We start from the raw sequence: 19,586 nt of genomic DNA, 5'->3' as shown, positions 1-19,586 counted from the left end.
ACTAAATGATCGAATTGGGGCGCAGGCGCAGAGGATCAGGTAAGGAGGAACCGCTCCGGATCACACAGCGGTTGGCAATGACCGAGTTCTCTTTGACTATTACTTTTTCTCCTATATATGAGAAATTACCGATAACCGAACCATTGACCTGGGAACCGCTGGAAACGATCACATCGGACCAGAGAACCGAACCGGTCACAACCGAGCCGTCCCGGATAACGCATTTATCGCCGATCACGGCATCCTTGATATAGACATCCTTGCCGATCAGGCAACGGTCGCCGATGATGACCGACCCTTCAAACCGGGCGCTCGGCTCGATCTTTTCCCGCTCGCCGATCCAGGTCGAACTGGCGACCTTGTTCCCCGGAATTCGGATCTGGACCAGCCCTTTCATGGCATCGTAATTGGAGAGGATATATTTATCCAGGCCGCCGACATCGCTCCAATATTCGACCATGTTGTAGCCGTAGAGCGGCGCTTTTTTCTTGACCAGTTCAGGAAAGAGCTGTTTGCCGAAATCATAAAAACCGGCCGGGATCATTTTCAGGATCTCCGGCTCGAAGATATAAATACCGGTGTTGACCAGGTCGTTTAAGGCTTCTTCCGGGGTCGGCTTTTCCTGGAAACCGGTGATCCGCCCATCCTCATCGTGCAGGACGACACCAAAGTCGCTGACGCTCCCCACTTTAGCCAGGGCAATAGTCGCCAAAGCGCCTTTACTCTTATGGAATTCGACCAAGCGCTGAAGGTTAATATCGGTCAGCGCGTCGGAAGAGAGGACCAGAAATGAATCGTCGACCCGGGCAACCTCCGCCGCCATTTTCTTGACCCCGCCAGCGGTCCCCAAAAGTTCTTCTTCATAGGAGTAAGTAAGATTGACGCCGAAGCCGTAACCGTCGCCAAAATAGTTCTCGATCTGCTCCGGGTGGTAATGAATATTGGCGATCAGCTCTTCAAAACCATAGCGCTTCAGGAGCTCGAGGTTGTGCTGCATGGTCGGCAGATTGACGATCGGGGTCATCGGCTTGGGGACCGCCAGGGTCAGCGGCTCCATCCTGGTCCCGTAGCCGGCCGCCATGATCAGCGCTTTCATCGGTCTATTTTATTGATGCGGCGCAGGTGCCGTTCATCCCCGGAAAATTCGGTCGCCAGCCAGGCGTCAACGATCGCCAACCCTTCAGCCGGAGAAAGCCGTTTACCGGCCAGGCAGAGGACATTGCAGTTACCGTGCTCGCGGCTTTGTTTGGCGGTATAGATATCCGGAGCATTGACCGCCCGGACCCCTTTAACTTTGTTGGCGACGATCGTCACCCCGACCCCCGACCCGCAAACAAAGATCCCCCGGTCGAACTCCCCTTTCGCCACCGCTTGAGCGGCCGGGTAAGCGTAATCAGGGTAGTCGACCGACTCTTCGGAGTTGGTCCCAAAATCCTTGACGATCAGTCCTTTTGCCTGAAGATGCTTTTTGACCAGCTCTTTCATGGCAAACCCGGCGTGATCAGACGCTAACGCAATTTTCATTTGATGGCCTCCCTGCCTGCCGGCAGGCAGGCTTTCATTTCTTCGGTCGCTTTTTTCAACCCAACAGCCAGCGCTCTGGCGATGATCGAAAAACCAATGTTTAATTCTTTAAGCCCGTCGATCCCGGCGATCGCTCTGACGTTTTGGTAATCCAGGCCGTGGCCGGCATTGACCGATAAACCAAGTTCAATCGCTTGCGCGGCCGCTTTAATCAGCTGGCCAAGCTCTTTCTTTTGACCGGTCCTGGCATAACGCCCGGTATGCAATTCGACAAAATCCGCCCCAACGGCCGCCGCTTCAGCGATCTGTTTTGGTTCCGGATCGACAAATAAGCTGACCTTGATACCGGCCTGGCGCAAAGAGCGGACCATGGGTTTCAATTTGCGCGAATACCTGACCACATCAAGTCCGCCTTCGGTCGTGATCTCCACTCTTTTTTCCGGCACCAAAGTGACCATTTCCGGTTTGATCTTGAGGGCAAAGGCCTGCATCACCGCCGTCGGCGCCATTTCGAGGTCAAGTCGGACCTTCATTTTTTTTAAACCCAGAACATCACGCTCCTGAATATGCCGCCGGTCTTCCCGCAAATGGCAAACGATCCCGTCCGCTCCTCCAGCCAGCGCTTCTTTGGCCGCCAGCAGCGGGTCAGGAAAAGCCTCTTTGCGGGCCTCCCGCAGAGTCGCGATGTGGTCTATATTAACGCCGAGTTTCAACATTTTTACTTCGTGATCTCCCGATGGACCAAACAGACGGCGTAAGCTTTGATCCCTTTTTTAGACCCGGTGAAACCAAGCTTTTCCTCGGTTTTCCCCTTGACGTTGACCGCCGTCTCCGGGATCTCCAGTTTCCCCGCGATCGCCTGCCGCATCGCCGGGATATGAGGGGCGAAATAGGGCTCTTCCGCCACAATGGTCGAATCGATATTAGCGATGGAATAGCCACGGCTGCGCAGCAACTCATTAACAAACTCCAGTAATTTAAGGCTGGATATCCCTTTGTACTCCGGGTTACCGGGCGGAAAATGGGCCCCGATATCCCCCTCGCCGATAGCGCCGATCATCGCGTCGATAATGGCATGGAGCAGAACGTCAGCGTCGGACCAGCCAAGAAGCCCTTTCTCATGCGGGATCTCGACCCCGCCGAGGATCAGGGGGCGCCCTTTGACTAGCTTATGAACATCGTAACCAAACCCAATTCTCACGTTAATTGCTCCTCTCTGTAATTCTAACTTATTAATACCCTTTGATAAAGTAAAATACAAGCGAACCAAATTCCCAAAGAACAGCGGAGCTCTCTTCATGCCTGGTCCACCATCGCGTAGGATTGAAACTGCTGTTTTTGACCGGGGAGATCAAGACGGAGATCTTCTCCGGCTCAAAGACTCTGCGGAAGACCCGGGCCGCCCGCCGAGAATGCTGCGGCGAAGTAACGACGATAATCGAGTAGGCCTTTTGTTCCTGGACGATCGGCAGAGAATAGAGCGCGTCCTCTAACGTCGAAAAAGAACGATCCTGAATCAGGATCGCTCTGGCCGGCACCCCCAGGGCCAAAGCTTCCTTTTTCATGTTCCCGGCATGGGTCACTTTCCAGCCCATCGGCCCGCCCGACATCAAAACGGCCGGCGCGTACCCCAGGCGGTAGAGCTGGACCGCTCGCCTGACCCGTTCACCGTTATAGTCGCCGGCCAGCACGACGATCAGGTCGGCTTTCTCCAATTTGTCGTTAACGATAAGAAAATCAGCCAGGCTTTGGAGGATCAGCGGATGAGCTAAATAAAGCCCGCCCCCCACGACCAGAAGGACCACTAATAAATTGAGGAATTTTCTGATCATTTGTTGCGGGGGAACTTGAGCAGCGACTGGAGCAAAAATTTAGGGTTCTTAACCATTCCCATTAAAACCAACCCGGCGGTCGAATAGGTCCGCGGATTGGAAAGCAGCGCCCAAACGACCGAGGAATGGTTCTCAAAATCACCCATCGTTTCCAGGACTTTGGCATTGTCGCGAACGTAATCGAAGACCTTGGCCAGGACTTTTTCGTCCATGTTTTCCAGGACATTGCGGATCAGAAGGCAGGTCTTGATCTCCTGGCCGAATTCCTCCGCCCAGCGGATCTCATATTGGGACAGATTCCCCGCCTTTACGGCGTCGGCCAGCAGTTCGGCCGATTTCAGGCCGTAATATATCCCGCCGGAAGTGATCGGTTTGATTTGGCAGGCGGCATCACCGACCAGCGCCGCCCATTCCTTGACCAGCTGGCAGGTCCCAATCGGAATGGCCCCGGCGTTTTTCTCCACCAACTCGAATTCCAGTTTCTGCCGTTCGATAAAAGCGTTCAGGTCCTGGTAAGGATTATTGGAAATCGTTCCGATCCTGACCAGTCCATTCTCCCCTTCGGGAATGATCCAGTTAAAAAGCGAGAACGGAACGTTGTAATCGGTCACGACCCGATCGAGCCGGTCCAGCTTCATTTTGACCCGGTACTGATAACCGCGGTAAAGCCGCATCTCGGAAAAGAACGACAGCGCCTTGCGGACCCGGGAGTTTGGGCCGTCGGCCCCGATCACGATCTCGGTAAAATACTCGCCGTTGTTCGTTTCCAACACGTAACCGTCCTTGATCTTCTTGATATCGTTAAGGCGGGTATTGTATTCAATGTTAAGTTTGTGGCTAAGTTCTTTATCAAAGATCTCGCGGTCGATGATGTAGGCAACTTTGGGACGATTTAATTCGAACGACTGGTCGCGGTACGATATCTTTGACCCGTCGATGACGTTGAGGATCGATCTTTGGGAAAGCGGTAGCCGCAAGTCCTCGAAAAGACCCCGGCCGACGATCCCGGCGCATTGGACAGGTTTCCCGACTTCGGGGTGCTCTTCCAAAATGACCGGATCAAACCCTTGTTGTTTTAAAAGTTGGCCGAGATAACAGCCGACCGGACCGGCCCCAACAATGACGATTTTTGAAGGTTTTTTCATCTTTCAGAGTGATTATAACTGATTTGCTATGCCAAGTAAAGAATGCTAAAATTTGCCCGTGAAGCTAAAAATAGCGTTATTACTGCTTTTTTTCGGGGTCAACGGCGCTTTTGCCGCTCCGCAAGTAATTTACGACTCTTCGGGCAATCTGCTTCAATCCTGGCTGGACGGCAAAAGCGTTAAAGTCGCCCGGTCCCCCGATCAGGGAAAAACTTTCGCGCCGACGCAAACGCTCGCTCTCTCCGTTGAATCATACGATCTCGCGGTCGATCCGAACTCGATCAATTTCCTGGTCTTCGAAGTATCGCGGGAAGTTTATTTTACCCGCTCGAGCGGCAACAACCTGGCCTTTATTCCCGCCCGACGCCTGGCCGGCCCCGCTTCATCGCCCCGGCTAATCAGCAGCGGCGACCAATTGTTTGCCGCCTGGCAAAGCGAAACCCTCTCTTTCGAACGCAAACCGGTCGTCTATTTGACCAGTTCCAAAGACGGCGGCGAAACCTGGCATCAGGCGGAGCTGATCGCTCCAACCGGTGAAAGCATCGGACAACTGGAGCTCCGGCCGGACGGGCAAAATGGCTGCGCCCTGGTCCTGGTCACGACCAGTAAACAACCGGAACGGTCGCGCCTCTATTACTATTCGGCCAAGACCGGCTTAAAAAAACTGGTCGAAAGCTTTGACCCGATCGTTTTGGCGCGGCTGGCCCAGGGACCGGCCGGGCCGCTGATCCTTTGGCAACAGCAATATTTAGACCGCACCGAAACCCAGCTGATAACCTCTCTTGATTACGGAGTTTCTTTTTCCTCGCCGAAACGGATCGAGATCGGACCGCCGCTCCGCCTGTTTTATGACGGGGACAAATGGCGTTACTTAGCCCCTCTCGCCGGAACATTACCGGCGGAACTGACGCTGAAAGAGCTTTTTCCGCCGGCGGCGCAGAACTACCAATTGACCGTTAAGAACGACCGCGCTTCGCTGGAAACGGCGACAAACCTCCTGTTGGCCGATCCGGCCATCTGGACGATCTCGCTCTCGCCGGACAAAGATTTTTTTCCGCTGAACACCAGGACCATAACTAAAATCGCCCTCCCCGGCTCCGGCAACGAGATCTTTTCTTTGCCGGCCGACCTGGCGGACGGATCATATTTTGCCAGTTTGAAGATCAGCGACGGTTTTATGACCTACACCCTGATAAACACGCCCGTCTTTAAACTAGATCGGACCCCCCCAGCGCTAATCCTTACCTCAAGCCGGGAAACGCTGGATACCCCCTATCGGCTGACCGGCAGTTTAAATGAAATCGCAACCTTAACCATCAACAACCAGCCGGGGGTCAGTCAGATCGGAACGTTTGAACTAACTTGCCAGTTGAATCCTGGTTCAAATGACTTTATCTTAACGGCAACGGACGAAGCCGGAAATTCCGTCCGGAAACTTTTCTCCGTAAACTATTCCGTCCCCACCACGATCCGGCTGAAACTTATAAAACCTTCTGCGACCGACTGGTTAAGGCCGGGCGCGGCAGTCTTCCTGGAACTCCAGGTTAGCGACCCAAAGAACGAGCTCGAGGATGAAGATGAAGCTATTTTAACCGTCGCCGGACAGTCTTTGGCGGAGACCCTGATTTACGACAAAGCGAGTCGATCGCTCTCCGGGATCGTCCCTCTCCCCGCGCCGCTCAAAGACGGGTCGACGGAGCTCGAAGTAAAATTGTTTGAAAACCATAAAATCTTCCCGCTAAATATTGACTCTACGCCGCCGACCTTAACCGTGACCGGCGGCGCGACGGTCTTTGGCAACTCCGCCTTTGAACTGCCGATCCCGCTCGCCGATCAGGGGAGCGGGATCGATCTGTCCGGCACAATCGTCAAGATCGGCCCGGTCAGTTGCGAGGTTTTCGGCAGCGGCGAGGCGCTTTGGGCGCGCAGTCCGTTCCCGTTGGCTGACGGAACTTATGAAGCGACCATTTTGCCGCGCGACCGGATCGGCAACAGCGGGCCGGAGCAAACCTACCGTCTTTGCGTCGATACCCAAGCTCCGCGGCTGGGATTGGACGGGACGCCGGAAGTAACCAGCCGGCAAACGTTGCTTATCAAAGGGGCGGTCGAAGATCGTTATCTCACCGAAGTCGTTATTACCAATAACGGAAAAAGAATCGGCTCCTACGTCCCGGGTTCGACTTCGTTTTCAATCGAGGTCCCGGTCCAAACCGGCAACAATCTGATCATGGTCGAGGGCCGGGACCAAGCCGGCAATTCGTCGACCCAAACGATCAGCTTCTTTTCAGCGGTCAAAGCTTCCGGCACGATGCTCACGGAGATCGGCAACGCCCCCAACCCATTTTCGCCGACGGCCGACGGCCGGACCTATTTCATCTGCCGTTTAGGGGCCGGACTTACGCCGCCGATCGACGTCAAAATATACATCTTCAATCTAACCGGTGAACTGATCTGGAAGAAAGAGTCCCTGGCCGCGACCACCAACATTTTCACCTGGGATGGGCATGATCATTTCGGCCTGACGGTCGCGAACGGCGTTTATCCGTACGCGATCTTGCTCTCCAGCGGCGGCAAAAGTGAAATAATGCGGGGAAAACTGATCGTTTATCGTTAATAAGCCCCGCTTCCGGTCAAAACCACCGGAACGGTCCGACAAAGTATTTTAAAATCCAGCCAAAGCGACCAATTCTCGATGTAGTAGATGTCCAAGCGGACCATGTCTTCAAACGGCAGGTGGGACCGCCCTGAAACCTGCCAGGGACCGGTGATCGCCGGTCTGACCCGCAATCTCTTCTTATGCCAGGAATTATACTTCTCGACTTCGCGCGGCAGCGGCGGTCGCGGGCCGACCAGACTCATCGTGCCGAAAAAGACATTGAAGAATTGCGGCAGTTCGTCGATGCTGTAGCGCCGCATCAATCGGCCCAAAGGAGTGATTCGCGGGTCATTCTTTATTTTGAAAATATATTCGCCGACTTCAGAGCGCGGCTGAAGCTCCTTGATCTTTTCATCCGCTTTATCAACCATCGAACGGAATTTGAACATTTTAAAGAGTTTACCGTCCAATCCGACCCGTTCCTGACAATAAAAAACCGGCCCCGGGGAAGTCGCTTTGATCAGGATCGAAAACAAAATAAAAACCGGGGAAAGAACAATAATGGCCGACCCGGAAAGAAGCACATCGACAAAACGCTTGATGATCGCGTTGTAGCTTTTCAATCTGATCTCGGAAACGGTCAGAATCGGGATCCCGCCCAGCTCATCGGCATCGACCCGGCTGGCAATGATCTCCAGGATCCCCGGGACGATCTTAAACTCGATCCCGTAACGTTCGCATTCGGTAATGATATCTAGAGTGGTCTCGGCCGGGATCTTGGCGCTGGCAATGATCACGTAATCGATCTTTTGTTCGCGAACCAGCTCCTTCGTCTTGTAAAGCGGCCCCAAGACCGGCAACCCCAGGATCGTCCGTCCCGCTTTGGCCGGATCATCGTCAAGAAAACCGATAACCTGATAACCCAAGCCCTTGTCGGCGATCATTTTCATCGTCATCGTCGCCCCCATCTCCCCGGCCCCCAGGACCAACGTCCGTTTCAAAGCAAAACCGCGGGCATATAAAAGCCGGCGAACGTAAGCCATGATCAAGCGGCTGGCCGCCAAAAGCAGAAAAGAGATCCACCAGACATTGGCCAAGACCAACCGAGAGAACCAAAGTCCCCTGGAAAGGAAAAGGAGCCCCACCAAGACCAGGCTGGCGCAGATCACTCCCCAAAGAAGCAAGGCCAGCTCGTCGATCAAAGCGGTGAATTTTTTCTGGTCGTAAACACCGACCAAGCGGAAAACCGCCAGCCACATCACGGTAATAAAGACCAGCGAGGAAAGATATTGGCCGAAGACCGGGATCGAGGTCGGCGCGATGAACATCAAGACCTTGAACCGAAAATAGTAGGCCAAAATAAAAGAAAGATTGATCAGGATGATATCCAAAAATAGCTTGAGCATCCGGCTCCTTTATCGGAGAGTGGCGACCATTTTTCTGGCCAGCTCATTCCCCGGCTCAACGATCAGCACCTGTTCGTACTCGACCCGGGCTTTTATCCGATCCCCTTGTTTCAGATAAACCGCCCCCAACCCCTGGTGGGCGGAAACATTTTTGGGATCAAAGAAAACAACCTGTTCGAAAGCTTTTTGGGCCGACTTCAGATCGTTTTTGCTAAAATAAATCTCGCCGGCCAGTAAATAGCCGGAGACCCTGTTCGGTTCGATCCTCATCAGCCGGCGGGAAAGATCAAGCGCCTTCTCAACCTCCCCCCGGCCCAAATAATACGTCCCCAGTTTTTCCAAAACATTATACCGGTCCTTATATTTATCAAACAGCTGACGGAACGCCCGGCGGGTGAATTCCGGCGGCGCGACTTTTTCCATCGCCAGCATCGCGTCCCCCAGATTCGGATTGATCATAAAGGTCTTCTGATACATCTGCGCCGCTTTCAACTTGTCGCCGCGGCGTTCCCAGATCATTCCCGTCAACTGAAAGATCTCGGCGTAATAAGGATCGATCTTCACCCCGATCTCGCACATCCGGTAAGCGTCGCCAAGCTTCGCTTTGTTCCCCTGATCGTATTGCACCAAATAAACTTTGGCCAGCATCAGGAAATTGTCGGCATTATAAGGATCGGCCTTGGTCCCGAAGATCAAGACCTTGATCGCGTTGTCAAAGTCATTCTGATTAAGATACCCGATCCCCAAATGCGAGATCGTCGTCCCTTCGAAAGGATAGACCGCCAGGGCACGACTAAGGTTTAAGACCGCCTCCGGGACCCGTTTCATTTCCAGATAAGTCTTGCCGGTCTTAAAATCACGGTCTCCCCAAAACGGAATAAACGACAGATAGATCAAGCCGCCGGCAATCACCACGATGCCCGCCAGCGGCAGCCAGGGGACATCGTCCCAGGCAATCTTCCCGGCTTCCGGCGCCGGCAGTTTGTCCGCGGCATCGAGGCTCATGACCACCCCCCAAAGGGCCCAAAAGATAGAGGTAATCGCCACCACGCCGAAACTGAACTGATTCTGGATCAGATAAGCGAGGATCGCCGCCATCGTCCCCGAAATCAGGAGATTCTGCGTTCCGGTCGTCCGCTTGGCAATCCTCGTGCCGACTTTAAATACGGTAAAGATGATCCAGAGATAAACAAAAAAGGTGATCAAACCTTTAGTGACAGGGACATCGAACGATTCGTTGTGGCAACGGTCTTGTTTGACGTGGAATGCTTCCAGAAAGCGAAACATGTCGGTCTCGTACCGGGGGAAAACCATTTTCAAAACTTCCGGGCCGATACCGAACAAAGGATAATCGACAATAATTTTAGCCGCGCTCTTCCAGGTCTCGCCGCGGGAACCGGCCGCCCCTTTCAATTCCAACCGGGGAGCGGTTTCTGGCGCGTCTTCTTTGCTCGGCCCCGGATCGAAATTATTCTTGATCGTCACTTCCGAAGTAAAGCGCTGGAACGGCGAAAAAGCCGGGTCAAAAGCAATCACTCCGGTCATAACCGCGATCACGGCCGTCAGCAGGAATAGTTTTTTAAGATTATCAAAAATCCGGGCCCGGCCGGTATAGAGGGCAAAAAGGACCGCCCCCGCGAAAAAACCCATGTAGCCGCCGCGGCTCTGGGTGTAAAGAAGCGCGACATACATCAGCAACAAAGAAACGAGCAGGACGCCGTCCCAGACTAGAATCGGCAGCTGCCGGTAAGTAAAGGCCAGGTATAGTGCGGCCGCTCCCATTAAAATAAAACCGATGATCCACTGGGGAACATCATACGCCCCCAACGAATAGATCAAGAAAACAAAAAGACCGTTGACGAACACGAAGGCCGCCAGCGGCAGCCAGTTGGCCAGGGTCAAGCCCTGCCAGCCGACCGGATTATCGTTACCATCCTGCCGGTTTTCCAGAAACAGGGCCAGGGTCAAAAAGAAGGTCATAATCACGAAAGCGGCAAAAAAGTTGGGTTGACCGATCAGCCCGATCACCCGCATGACGGTCGGGACCCCGCCCCAGGCGTAAGGATCGATCCCGGCCCGGGCAATGATCCCGTAGATCGCCTGGATAGTCGCCGCCGGAATAGCGATAACGATCAGCCTCTTGATCTGGTCGAAAGAACGGATATAGTTGGTCGTCAGAAAAAAGAGCAGGGCGTAGGCATACCAGGTCGTCAACCCTTCGAACCGGCCGTAAAACCCGGCCACGCTGGTGACGACATGGACCGAGGTCAGCGCCGCGACCGTCGTCGTCAAAACAAAGGTCAGGACCGGCCAATCGAGCGGGGTCCGAACGAAGCGATGTTTGCCGGTGATCAGCAATTTCGCGGACCACAAGCTCATGGCAATAACGATGAAGGTCCTAAGCCAAACGACCTTGGTACCGGAAAAAACGATCCCGATCCGGCGGTCAAAAATGACCGGGACCAGGAAAATGATCAGTAGGACACAAAGTTCAAGCGCCAGATCAAAAGAAAAAGGCCGGGCTTTATTGGTTTTTTTCAACGTATTCCGCCATCCTTTGTTTAAAGATTTTTCGGTCGAATTGCAAAGCCCGGGCCCGCACGGTCCGGGGATCAAAGGTCAAACGCTTGAACTTTTCAACCGCCTTAATCAGCGATTCCGGGGTCGGTTCGTCAAAAAAGAGGCCGGTCTCACCCTCGACGATCGTTTCCAGGGCGCCGCCGCCGCGAAAAGCGATCACCGGCCGACCGGCCGCCATCGCTTCAACCGGGACGATCCCAAAGTCTTCTTCCCCCGGAAAGATCAGGCCGCGGCATTCAGCGACCATTTGCTTAACCGCCGGGTCCGATAGGCGGCCCAGAAATTCAACGTTTGGTCCGCTTAACGATTCTAAGCGCCGGCGATCGGGACCGTCCCCCGCGATCTTTAACGGCAAAGCTAAACGATTGAACGCTTCGATCACGAGATCGATCCGCTTGTAAGCGTTAAGGCGGGAAAGGACCAGAAAATAGTCGCCCGACCGCTCTGTCGGCTGAAAAAGATCGCAATCAACAGGCGGGTATATTATATCAGATTCGCGATGGTAAAGCTCTTTGATCCGTTGAGCGACCAGCCTGGAAATCGCGATAAAACGATCGACTTGACCGGCGGTTTTCAGGTCCCAGGTTTTGAGCGGACCCATTAAGAGCGGCAGGAGCCGCTTCAGCCAACCAGGCAGGGCTTCGTGCTTAATGTAGTCGTCATAGCGCCAGACAAAGCGCATCGGAGTATAGCAGTAACAAATATGGACCTGCCCCGGCCGTTTCCGGACCCCTTTGGCAAAAGCGGAACTGGAAGAAAGGATGACATCATACTTTGACAGATCGAAGCTCGAAAAAGCGAAGGGATAAAGAAAAAGATATTTCTTGAAATGTTTAAAGATCCCGGGTAAGCGCTGCATAAAGGAAGTCACGATCTTCATTTCACGGAAGACCGGCGGCATTTTTTCCGGATCGTAGATCGCGGTGTAGATCGGCGCGTCGGGAAAAACCTCGTGAAGATCAACCAGACAACGTTCCGCGCCCCCAAACTGGTTCAAATAATCATGGACGATCGCCAGTTTCATCAAAGCCCCTTTTCCATTAAATAGGCCCGGAGGGCGTCGGGCCAGGGCCGGAGATCGTCCAACCCGACGGCTCGCAAGCGTTTATTATCGAGGGCCGAGTAAGCGGGCCGTTTCGCCTTGGCCTTGGCATTAAGCTCGGCAAAGGGGATGGCCGTAAAATTAACGGCCAACCCGAGCGACTCAAAGGTCCGCGCCGCCAGTTCATACCAGGAACAAGCGCCGTGATTAACAATATGATAAAGACCATAATGATCGGTCCTAGCCAGCTGGACCAGCTTTCCGGCCAGGTCCAGAGTGTAGGTCGGAGAAAAATATTGGTCGTTGACGACCTTGAACGGCGCTCCGCTTTTACCTTTGGCGATCACGCTGTCGATAAAATTCCCCCCACCCTTGCCCAGACAGCCGGCGGCGCCGAACAAACCGGAAGAGCGGATAATAAAATATTTTTTTAAAATAGTAGCAATCTTTTCTTCCCCGGCAACCTTCGACCGGGCGTAAGCGGAGAGCGGCGCCGTCTTATCGTCCTCGGTATACGGGCTGTTTTTTAGCCCATCGAAAACATAATCGGTGGAAATATGAACCAACCCCGCCCCGCTCTCCAAACAAGCCAGCGCGACGTTTGCCGCGCCTTCGGCGTTGATGGCGAAAGCCTGGTCCTGATGGTCCTCGGCATCATCGACACGAGAATAACCGGCGGTGTTAATGACAAGGTCAGGCTTGTGGCCTTTAATGACCAGCAGGGTGTTTTCCCGTTTGGTAATATCAAGATCCTTGATCGTTAAAGGGATAAGCTCGGCTTTGGGAACGGTCCGGACCAGGTCGCTCCCTAACTGGCCGTCCGCCCCAATAACCAGGATTTTCATGGCCGCACTATTTAAAAGTCCGGAAAAAGAGCGAAAAATTATCCTGGGCTTGCTCTCTTAAATGGACCAAGACCTTTTCCAGCATTTTTTTACTCGCTTCCCTGATGGCAAATTGCGCCGCGACCGCTTTTTCCAAGCGGCCTTGATCGAGGACTTCGTCAACGGTCAGGCAGGGCGAGCCGACGCTGTTCATGAAAGATTTCACTTTCGGATCGTAAGAGAGGCCGAAAGCCGGGACCAGCGATTTGACCGCGAAGATCAGGGCGTGTAGGCGCATCGCGATCATAAAGTCGCACTGGGAAACGACCGAAAGCATCTCGTGCGGCGAACAGATCTTGAAAACGACGTTCGACTTCCGGCTCATGAAATTGATGACCTTGGAGGTCTCTCTCATGTCTTCCGGACAATGCAGAAGCAGAAAAACGATCTGATAATTATTTTTTTCCACGAACGAGTCGAGCGTTTCGGCCAGCATCCGGTAAAACTGCAGTTCGATCCCCTGCCGGCGGGGCAAACTCCGCACGGAAACGCCGAGCAGCGGCTTCTCCGTCGTCACCCCTTCCAGCGCCAGGACCTTGCGCCCCTCCAGCCCGGAAGGATTTTTCAACAGGAAGGTGGGATCGGCGGTCACATTGATCTTCTCCGGCCGAATGCCGATCTTAACCAAGCCGGCCTTCGACTCGGCGTCGCGAACCGTGATCAGGTTGACCCTTTTGATCGCCAAAGAAGCAAGCAGCCGATTGGCCCGGCCTTTGATCGGACCGAATCCCTGGGCAAAGATCATCGTCTTTTTAAAAAGGACTTTGGCCAGGAGCAATAAACCGGTGTAATACCAGAAGCTCCGGTTGCTGGTCGAGTCCTGGAAAAGGGTCCCGCCGCCGCTGACGAAAACGTCGGTCTTGAGCATTTCAATGAACACGCCTAAAGAATAACGGCCGATCGTTTTGACGTTATAGAATTGAGCGGTCATCTGGGGCGAGGCGGAAAGGACGGTGATCTGCAGGGTCGGGTCCTGGCGCCGCAAACCGTCAACGATCGATTCCAGGACCGCTTCATCGCCAACGTTACCGTAGCCGTAATAACCGGACAATAATACGCGCATTATTTTTCACCCTCTTTTGAAAACCAGCGGCCGGCGACTATCGCGATTATGATACCAAAAATCAGGCCAAGAACCAAGCCGTTGATCAAGCGGACGATCGAGATCGTCAGCGGCGTATGGATATGGGAAAAAGTATTGAGGGCCGAGACCGGCGCGATCGCCCCGATCGCCATGACTACCCAGAGCCAGCTCCGATCGCTCGCCTTCAAATAATAAACGGCTGCCAGGAAAAGGAAAGGATAACCGACCAGGAACTCCTTGGTCCGCGGCCTGACAAAAAGGAGAACTTCCAGCCAGTTGCGAAAAGCTTTTTCAATCCCGGGGACCGGGATGGTAAAGTTCCCGGACCGAGCGAGAAAAAGTCCCAACGCGGCCAGTAAAATTAAGCCGATTAAGGCGTTCGCCACGCTAACCTTGGTCCTTAAGATCGCCTTCACCCGATCGATCAGGTTCAGCTCCCCTTCCTTCAACAGAAAATAGGCTGCCACGATCATGATCGGCAGGACCAGCCCCGCCTTGACCGCCGGAAAGACCAGCGCCCCCGACATATAGCGGGAATCGGCCAGTAAACCAACGATAAAAATGATCCCTAAGGCCGTTATCGCCACAATGCGCAAGACAAAATAGAATGCCTGAAATAGGGGGAAACCTCCCTGCCGGTTCAGACGGTTAGCGGAACTGATCACCGCCAGCGATGGGAAAACGACCGCCGCCGTAAACGCGAGCAGTTTCTGCAAGATGGTCAGCTTGGCCGCCAGAAAAAGCAGGGCATTAACACCCGCTAAAAGCGCGATCACCAGTCCCCACAACGGCAAAGCGACAAAGGCATTGAGCAAGAGAAGCGTGCCGACCAGAACTCCCCAACCGAGGGCGATGATCTGCCAGCCGGTGATTTGAAGCGGCGGCGGCTCTTTTCCTTCGCCGATTGTAAAGTGGGCGGCGGCAAGCTTGTTCTTCAATTCGCCAAAAAAACGGAGATTGTATTCAACGGGAACGGCATCGATTTGCGGTGGCAGGAACGGCCGGACATAAAGCAATTTGACCTGACGCTCCCTGGCCGCCCGGAGGTAACGGTCCAGAACTTCCGGCTTCTCCAGCTTTTTCAACTCGTCTTTCGGCACGCTGTGGACCCGAACAACCTCGTTCGCCATCAAGTTTTTAAGCTGGTAATCGCCGTCCTGTTTAACGATTTCCACGAAGCCGTAGTTCAGCCGGAACTTTTTTAGGGCTTCGGCCAGAGACGGGACCGCTTCCGGAAACCCGAGGAGCTCTTCTCCGTCAAAAATAATCGTCCGGTAATCTTTTAAACCGGAGAGCTTGGCTTCAATGTTGCCAAGATGGTAGCGGGGATCGTTCCAAACCCGGGGGACCAAGCGAAAGCCAAGCCGCTCAAGATAATTTTTCTGCGCTTCGGAAATTCCCAGCCCCAGGGCCCGCAGTTCTTCTTCCGCCTCATCGACTTCGATCACGTCCCGGCCGAGAAAGCGGATCGACTTGGCTCCCAGCGCCCAGGTCAATTGAGCGACGATCCTTTTGCGTGACTCCTGGAAAGGAGCAAAAATATAGGTCCGATCTGGTTTGATCTCTTTTATTTTAGCGGAAAAGACCGGGGAAAAGGCGGCCAGCTTACGAATGCTCCCCCCTTTGGCGTAATAGATCTCACCCAAAGCGTTGGCATCAGGCAGTGTTTCCTCAAAGACCCCCAGCTCGGAAAAACCGATCTTCCGGACCTCTTTGAGAACGGCGGTCAGCGGCTGTTTTTCATAAGCGGCCGCTTTTTTCAGATCGTTCAAGTCGATGACGACCCGGACCGAGCGGGTCGCCTGTTCGGCTAAGTGGCGCTCCAGGCCAAAATAACAACCGACCAGGACGGAGATTATCAGGCTGATCTTTAGAATTCCCCAAATGATTCTTTTTAGCATCGCACCCTCCGGTTATTGGATTTTCGCGCGCAAAGACCCTTCGATAAAAGGATCGATCTCTCCGTCGATCACGCCCTGGACGTCGCCGACTTCAACCCCGGTCCGGTTATCCTTGACCAAAGTATAAGGTTGGAAAACGTAGGAACGAATCTGGCTCCCCCACTCGATCTTCCGCTTTTCCCCGACCAGTTCATCGATCTTTTCTTTCCGTTGCAGGACCAGCATCTCATGTAATTTAGCCTTCAGCATCCGCATTGCCGTGTCCCGATTGTTATGCTGGGAGCGGTCGGATTGGCTCTGGGTAACGATCCCGGTCGGAAGATGGGTGATCCGGATCGCGGAGCTGACCTTGTTGACGTTTTGGCCGCCAGGCCCGGAAGCGCGGTAAGTGTCAACCCGCAAATCGCCCGGATTGATCTCGATCTTGATATCTTCGGTAATTTCCGGCGTGACTTCGACCGCGACAAAAGAAGTGTGGCGCTTTCCTTCTGAAGAGAACGGGGAAATTCGGACCAGCCGGTGGACTCCCGCTTCATTCCTTAAATAACCATAGGCGTATGGACCGGAAATCAGCAAGGTCGCGCTTTTGATCCCGGCTTCTTCGCCGTAAGAGATGTCCGGCAGTTCTACTTTGAAGCCTTTTTTTTCCGCCCAGCGGGTGTACATCCTAAGCAAGATCTGTCCCCAGTCCTGGGCGTCGGTCCCGCCGGCGCCGGCATTAATTGAAAGGATCGCGTCGTTCTGATCGTACTCGCCGCTGAAAAGCATGGCGATCTCCAGTTCCCCCGCCAGCGCCCGCAGCTTTTTAACTTCCAGGACGATCTCCCCCAGTTCACTCGCGCTCGCCATTTCCAGGAGCAGGGTTTGCTCATCAAGCTGGTCGCGCAGGGTCTCCCATTGCCGGACCACCTTCTCCAGGAGACTTTTCTCCTGCATCAGTTTTCTGGCCAGGTCCTGGTTTTCCCAAAGCTTGGGGTCAGAGGCAGCGGCTTCAATTTCAGACAGTTTTTTTTTCTTGTCGTCGATCGCGAGGATTTTTTCCAGTTCGAGGCCTTTCTGTTTTAAGGAAGATAAACTTTCTTTTAGCTCTTCATGCAGCATTTTTTGTACTTTTTTCCGGAACCGCACGGACAGGGATCGTTCCGGCCGACTTTTTCCGGCACGTGGACGGTCGCCGGCTTTTCCCTTTTTTCCGGCGCGCCGTAGGTCAGGGCCCGTCTTTTCGGCTGGGTATTTTCGACTTCCCCTTCGGCCTGCTGAATACGGAGCATCAGCGAGATGATCTGGGCGCGGACGCCGCGCATCATCTCCTGGAACATCGTGTAACCCTCGATCTTATATTCAACCAGCGGGTCCTTGCCGCCGTAACCGCGCAAGCCGATCCCTTCGCGCAGGACATCCATATTGTGGAGCTGTTCGATCCAGGCGGCGTCGATTGTCCGAAGGACGACGACCCGTTCGAGAGAGCGCATCGTCTCTTCACCAAACTCTTTTTCTTTCTCTTCGTAAGCCCGCTCCAGCAGGTTAATGATCTTGGCTTTGACTTCCTGGGTCTTCTCTTCTTTGAGCCCTTCCAGTCCGTCGACCGGCACCAATTCGTTGATCGCCTTGATCAAACCGTCCCAATCCCACTCGTCCGGCGCGACCTTATCGATTAAAAACGCGTCAACGATCTCGGCCACGACCTGCCCCAGCATCTCATAGATCTTGGTTTTCAGATCTTTCCCTTCCAAAGAGCGGCGGCGCAAAGTATAGATCGATTCGCGCTGTTTGTTCATGACGTCATCAAATTCCAGGACCTGCTTGCGGATCCCAAAATGGTATTGCTCAACTTTTTTCTGCGCGTTCTCCAGCGCTTTGGAGATCAGATTGTGCTCGATCGGCACGTCTTCTTCCAGCCCCAGCCGTTCCATCACCCCGGAAATCCGCTGGGAACCGAAAAGCCGCATCAGGTCGTCTTCCAGCGAAACGTAGAAGCGGGTCGAGCCTTTGTCCCCCTGACGCCCGGCGCGGCCGCGTAATTGATTGTCGATCCGGCGGCTTTCGTGCCGTTCGGTCCCAATGACGTGCAGACCGCCCAAAGCGGCCACCCCATCGCCTAAAACAATGTCGGTTCCGCGGCCGGCCATATTGGTGGAAATAGTGACCATCCCGTGCTGGCCCGCTTTGGCGATGATCTCGGCTTCGCGATCGTGTTGTTTGGCGTTCAAAACATGGTGAGGCACCCCGCGGCGACGGAGCATTTCCGAGACCAGCTCGGAGTTTTCAATGGAGATCGTGCCGACCAGGACCGGCCGGCCTTTTTTGTTCCATTCAATGATCTCGTTGACGACCGCCCGGAACTTCGCCCGCTTGTTCTTATAGATCTGATCGGTATAGTCGGTTCGGACCATATCGCGGTGGGTCGGGATCAGGAGAACTTCCATCTTGTAGATCTTCCAGAACTCTCCTTCTTCGGTCTTGGCGGTCCCGGTCATCCCGGCAATCTTGCTGAACAAGCGGAAATAATTTTGGAAGGTAATGGTCGCCAGGGTCTGCGATTCGTTCTGGACCTCCACCCCTTCTTTGGCCTCGATCGCCTGGTGGAGCCCTTCCGAATAGCGGCGCCCCTGCATCAAGCGGCCGGTAAATTCGTCAACGATGATAACTTCCCCTTCTTTAACGACATAATCGACGTCTTTTTCGAAAATGTTCCAGGCGACCAGCGCCTGGGTGATCTGGTGGGCAATATCGATATTGACTACGTCATATAAATACTCGACCCCGAGGGTCTTTTCGACCTTCTTGATCCCGTGCTCGGTCAGGACCGCGTTGCGGGTCTTTTCGTCAACGGTAAAATCGCCCCCTTTGGTCAGGCGCTTGGCGATATCGTTAGCTTTCTGATAATTGGTGGCCGCCCCTTCGACCATACCGGAGATGATCAGCGGCGTGCGGGCTTCGTCGATCAAAATGCTGTCGACTTCGTCAACGATAGCAAAGTGCAGGTCGCGCTGGACGCAGTCGTCCAGGGTAATGGCCATGTTGTCGCGGAGATAATCAAAGCCAAACTCGTTGTTGGTCCCGTAGGTGATGTCGGCGGCGTAAGCAACCTTGCGCTCCGGCGGCTCCATCCAGTGTTGAATGACTCCAACCGTAAGGCCCAGTTCCCGATAGATCGGCCCCATCCATTCGCTGTCGCGTTTGGCCAGATAATCATTGACCGTAACGACGTGGACCCCTTTGCCGGTCAGGGCATTGAGGTAAACGGGAAGCGTGGCAACCAGGGTCTTCCCTTCGCCGGTCCGCATCTCGGCGATCTTCCCCTGGTGGAGGACGATCCCACCGATTAGCTGAACATCGAAATGACGCAAGCCGGTCGTCCGGACCGAAGCCTCACGAACGGCAGCAAAAGCGGCCGGCAAAATATCATCGAGGGTTTTCCCTTCAGCGAGTAATTTTTTGAATTCAGCGGTTTTGGCCCGCAGTTCTTCGTCGGAGAGTTTTTGCATCTCCGGTTCGAAGCTATTTATCCGTTCGACCAAGGGGAGAAGTTCGTTGGTCTTCTTCTCATCGGTAGAACCGATCAGTTTCGCGAGCCATTCTAAAATCATGT

15 protein-coding genes are annotated in these 19,586 nt (G+C 54.0%); 1 reads left to right on the top strand and 14 read right to left on the bottom strand.

Annotated elements, in window-relative coordinates; genetic code table 11:
- Window position 1: 1 nt before the first annotated feature.
- From WC772_07490 to WC772_07465, 6 genes are read right to left on the bottom strand one after another with little or no spacing between them, the layout of a single operon-like run.
- Window positions 2-1,096, bottom strand: a complete 1,095-nt coding sequence (locus WC772_07490; protein ID MFA6170593.1) for an NDP-sugar synthase — start codon at window positions 1,094-1,096, stop codon at window positions 2-4.
- Window positions 1,093-1,524, bottom strand: coding sequence for a ribose 5-phosphate isomerase B (gene rpiB, locus WC772_07485; GenBank protein MFA6170592.1), 432 nt, complete (start codon window positions 1,522-1,524; stop codon window positions 1,093-1,095). Before rpiB ends, WC772_07490 begins: the two co-directional genes overlap by 4 nt.
- Window positions 1,521-2,240, bottom strand: a complete 720-nt coding sequence (locus tag WC772_07480; protein MFA6170591.1) for a pyridoxine 5'-phosphate synthase — start codon at window positions 2,238-2,240, stop codon at window positions 1,521-1,523. Before WC772_07480 ends, rpiB begins: the two co-directional genes overlap by 4 nt.
- A 2-nt stretch (window positions 2,241-2,242) precedes the next feature.
- The gene (gene ispF / locus WC772_07475; GenBank protein MFA6170590.1) at window positions 2,243-2,725 is read right to left on the bottom strand and encodes a 2-C-methyl-D-erythritol 2,4-cyclodiphosphate synthase; all 483 of its coding nucleotides are present in this window, start codon (window positions 2,723-2,725) and stop codon (window positions 2,243-2,245) included.
- A 31-nt stretch (window positions 2,726-2,756) separates the two neighbouring features.
- Complete coding sequence (locus tag WC772_07470; protein ID MFA6170589.1) at window positions 2,757-3,356, bottom strand: YdcF family protein; 600 nt, start codon at window positions 3,354-3,356, stop codon at window positions 2,757-2,759.
- Window positions 3,353-4,501 (bottom strand): NAD(P)/FAD-dependent oxidoreductase, encoded by a 1,149-nt coding sequence (locus WC772_07465; protein ID MFA6170588.1) that lies wholly within the window; start codon window positions 4,499-4,501, stop codon window positions 3,353-3,355. Before WC772_07465 ends, WC772_07470 begins: the two co-directional genes overlap by 4 nt.
- A 58-nt stretch (window positions 4,502-4,559) precedes the next feature.
- On the opposite strand from WC772_07465, the gene WC772_07460 reads away from it, so the two are divergent.
- Window positions 4,560-7,115: a hypothetical protein gene (locus tag WC772_07460; protein MFA6170587.1), complete on the top strand. Its 2,556-nt coding sequence runs from the start codon at window positions 4,560-4,562 to the stop codon at window positions 7,113-7,115.
- Here the strand turns inward: WC772_07460 and WC772_07455 are convergent.
- The 8 genes from WC772_07455 to secA are packed head-to-tail and all read right to left on the bottom strand — an operon-like array spanning window position 7,112 to window position 19,581.
- The gene (locus tag WC772_07455) at window positions 7,112-8,503 is read right to left on the bottom strand and encodes a sugar transferase (protein MFA6170586.1); all 1,392 of its coding nucleotides are present in this window, start codon (window positions 8,501-8,503) and stop codon (window positions 7,112-7,114) included. The two genes, WC772_07460 and WC772_07455, sit on opposite strands and share 4 nt — an antisense overlap.
- A 9-nt stretch (window positions 8,504-8,512) precedes the next feature.
- Window positions 8,513-11,044: an O-antigen ligase family protein gene (locus WC772_07450; GenBank protein ID MFA6170585.1), complete on the bottom strand. Its 2,532-nt coding sequence runs from the start codon at window positions 11,042-11,044 to the stop codon at window positions 8,513-8,515.
- Entirely contained in the window at window positions 11,028-12,107 is a 1,080-nt protein-coding gene (locus tag WC772_07445) for a glycosyltransferase (GenBank protein MFA6170584.1), read from the bottom strand. Before WC772_07445 ends, WC772_07450 begins: the two co-directional genes overlap by 17 nt.
- On the bottom strand, window positions 12,107-12,970 hold the full coding sequence (gene rfbD, locus WC772_07440; GenBank protein MFA6170583.1) for a dTDP-4-dehydrorhamnose reductase: 864 nt from the start codon (window positions 12,968-12,970) through the stop codon (window positions 12,107-12,109). Before rfbD ends, WC772_07445 begins: the two co-directional genes overlap by 1 nt.
- Before the next feature lie 7 nt (window positions 12,971-12,977).
- Window positions 12,978-14,072 (bottom strand): polysaccharide pyruvyl transferase CsaB, encoded by a 1,095-nt coding sequence (gene csaB / locus WC772_07435; protein ID MFA6170582.1) that lies wholly within the window; start codon window positions 14,070-14,072, stop codon window positions 12,978-12,980.
- A complete protein-coding gene (locus tag WC772_07430) occupies window positions 14,072-15,994 on the bottom strand; it encodes a DUF5693 family protein (protein ID MFA6170581.1) in 1,923 nt (640 codons plus the stop codon). The genes csaB and WC772_07430 overlap by 1 nt, the downstream gene beginning before the upstream one ends.
- 12 nt (window positions 15,995-16,006) lie before the next feature.
- The gene (gene prfB, locus WC772_07425; protein ID MFA6170580.1) at window positions 16,007-17,095 is read right to left on the bottom strand and encodes a peptide chain release factor 2; all 1,089 of its coding nucleotides are present in this window, start codon (window positions 17,093-17,095) and stop codon (window positions 16,007-16,009) included.
- Complete coding sequence (gene secA / locus WC772_07420; protein ID MFA6170579.1) at window positions 17,077-19,581, bottom strand: preprotein translocase subunit SecA; 2,505 nt, start codon at window positions 19,579-19,581, stop codon at window positions 17,077-17,079. Before secA ends, prfB begins: the two co-directional genes overlap by 19 nt.
- Between the last annotated feature and the right edge of the window lie 5 nt (window positions 19,582-19,586).

This window comes from Candidatus Margulisiibacteriota bacterium, assembly GCA_041661965.1.
GTDB lineage: Bacteria > Margulisbacteria > WOR-1 > O2-12-FULL-45-9 > XYB2-FULL-48-7 > XYB2-FULL-45-9.
The sequence above is the reverse complement of the archived record's forward strand: the minus strand, read 5'-3'. Positions and strand labels throughout refer to the sequence as shown.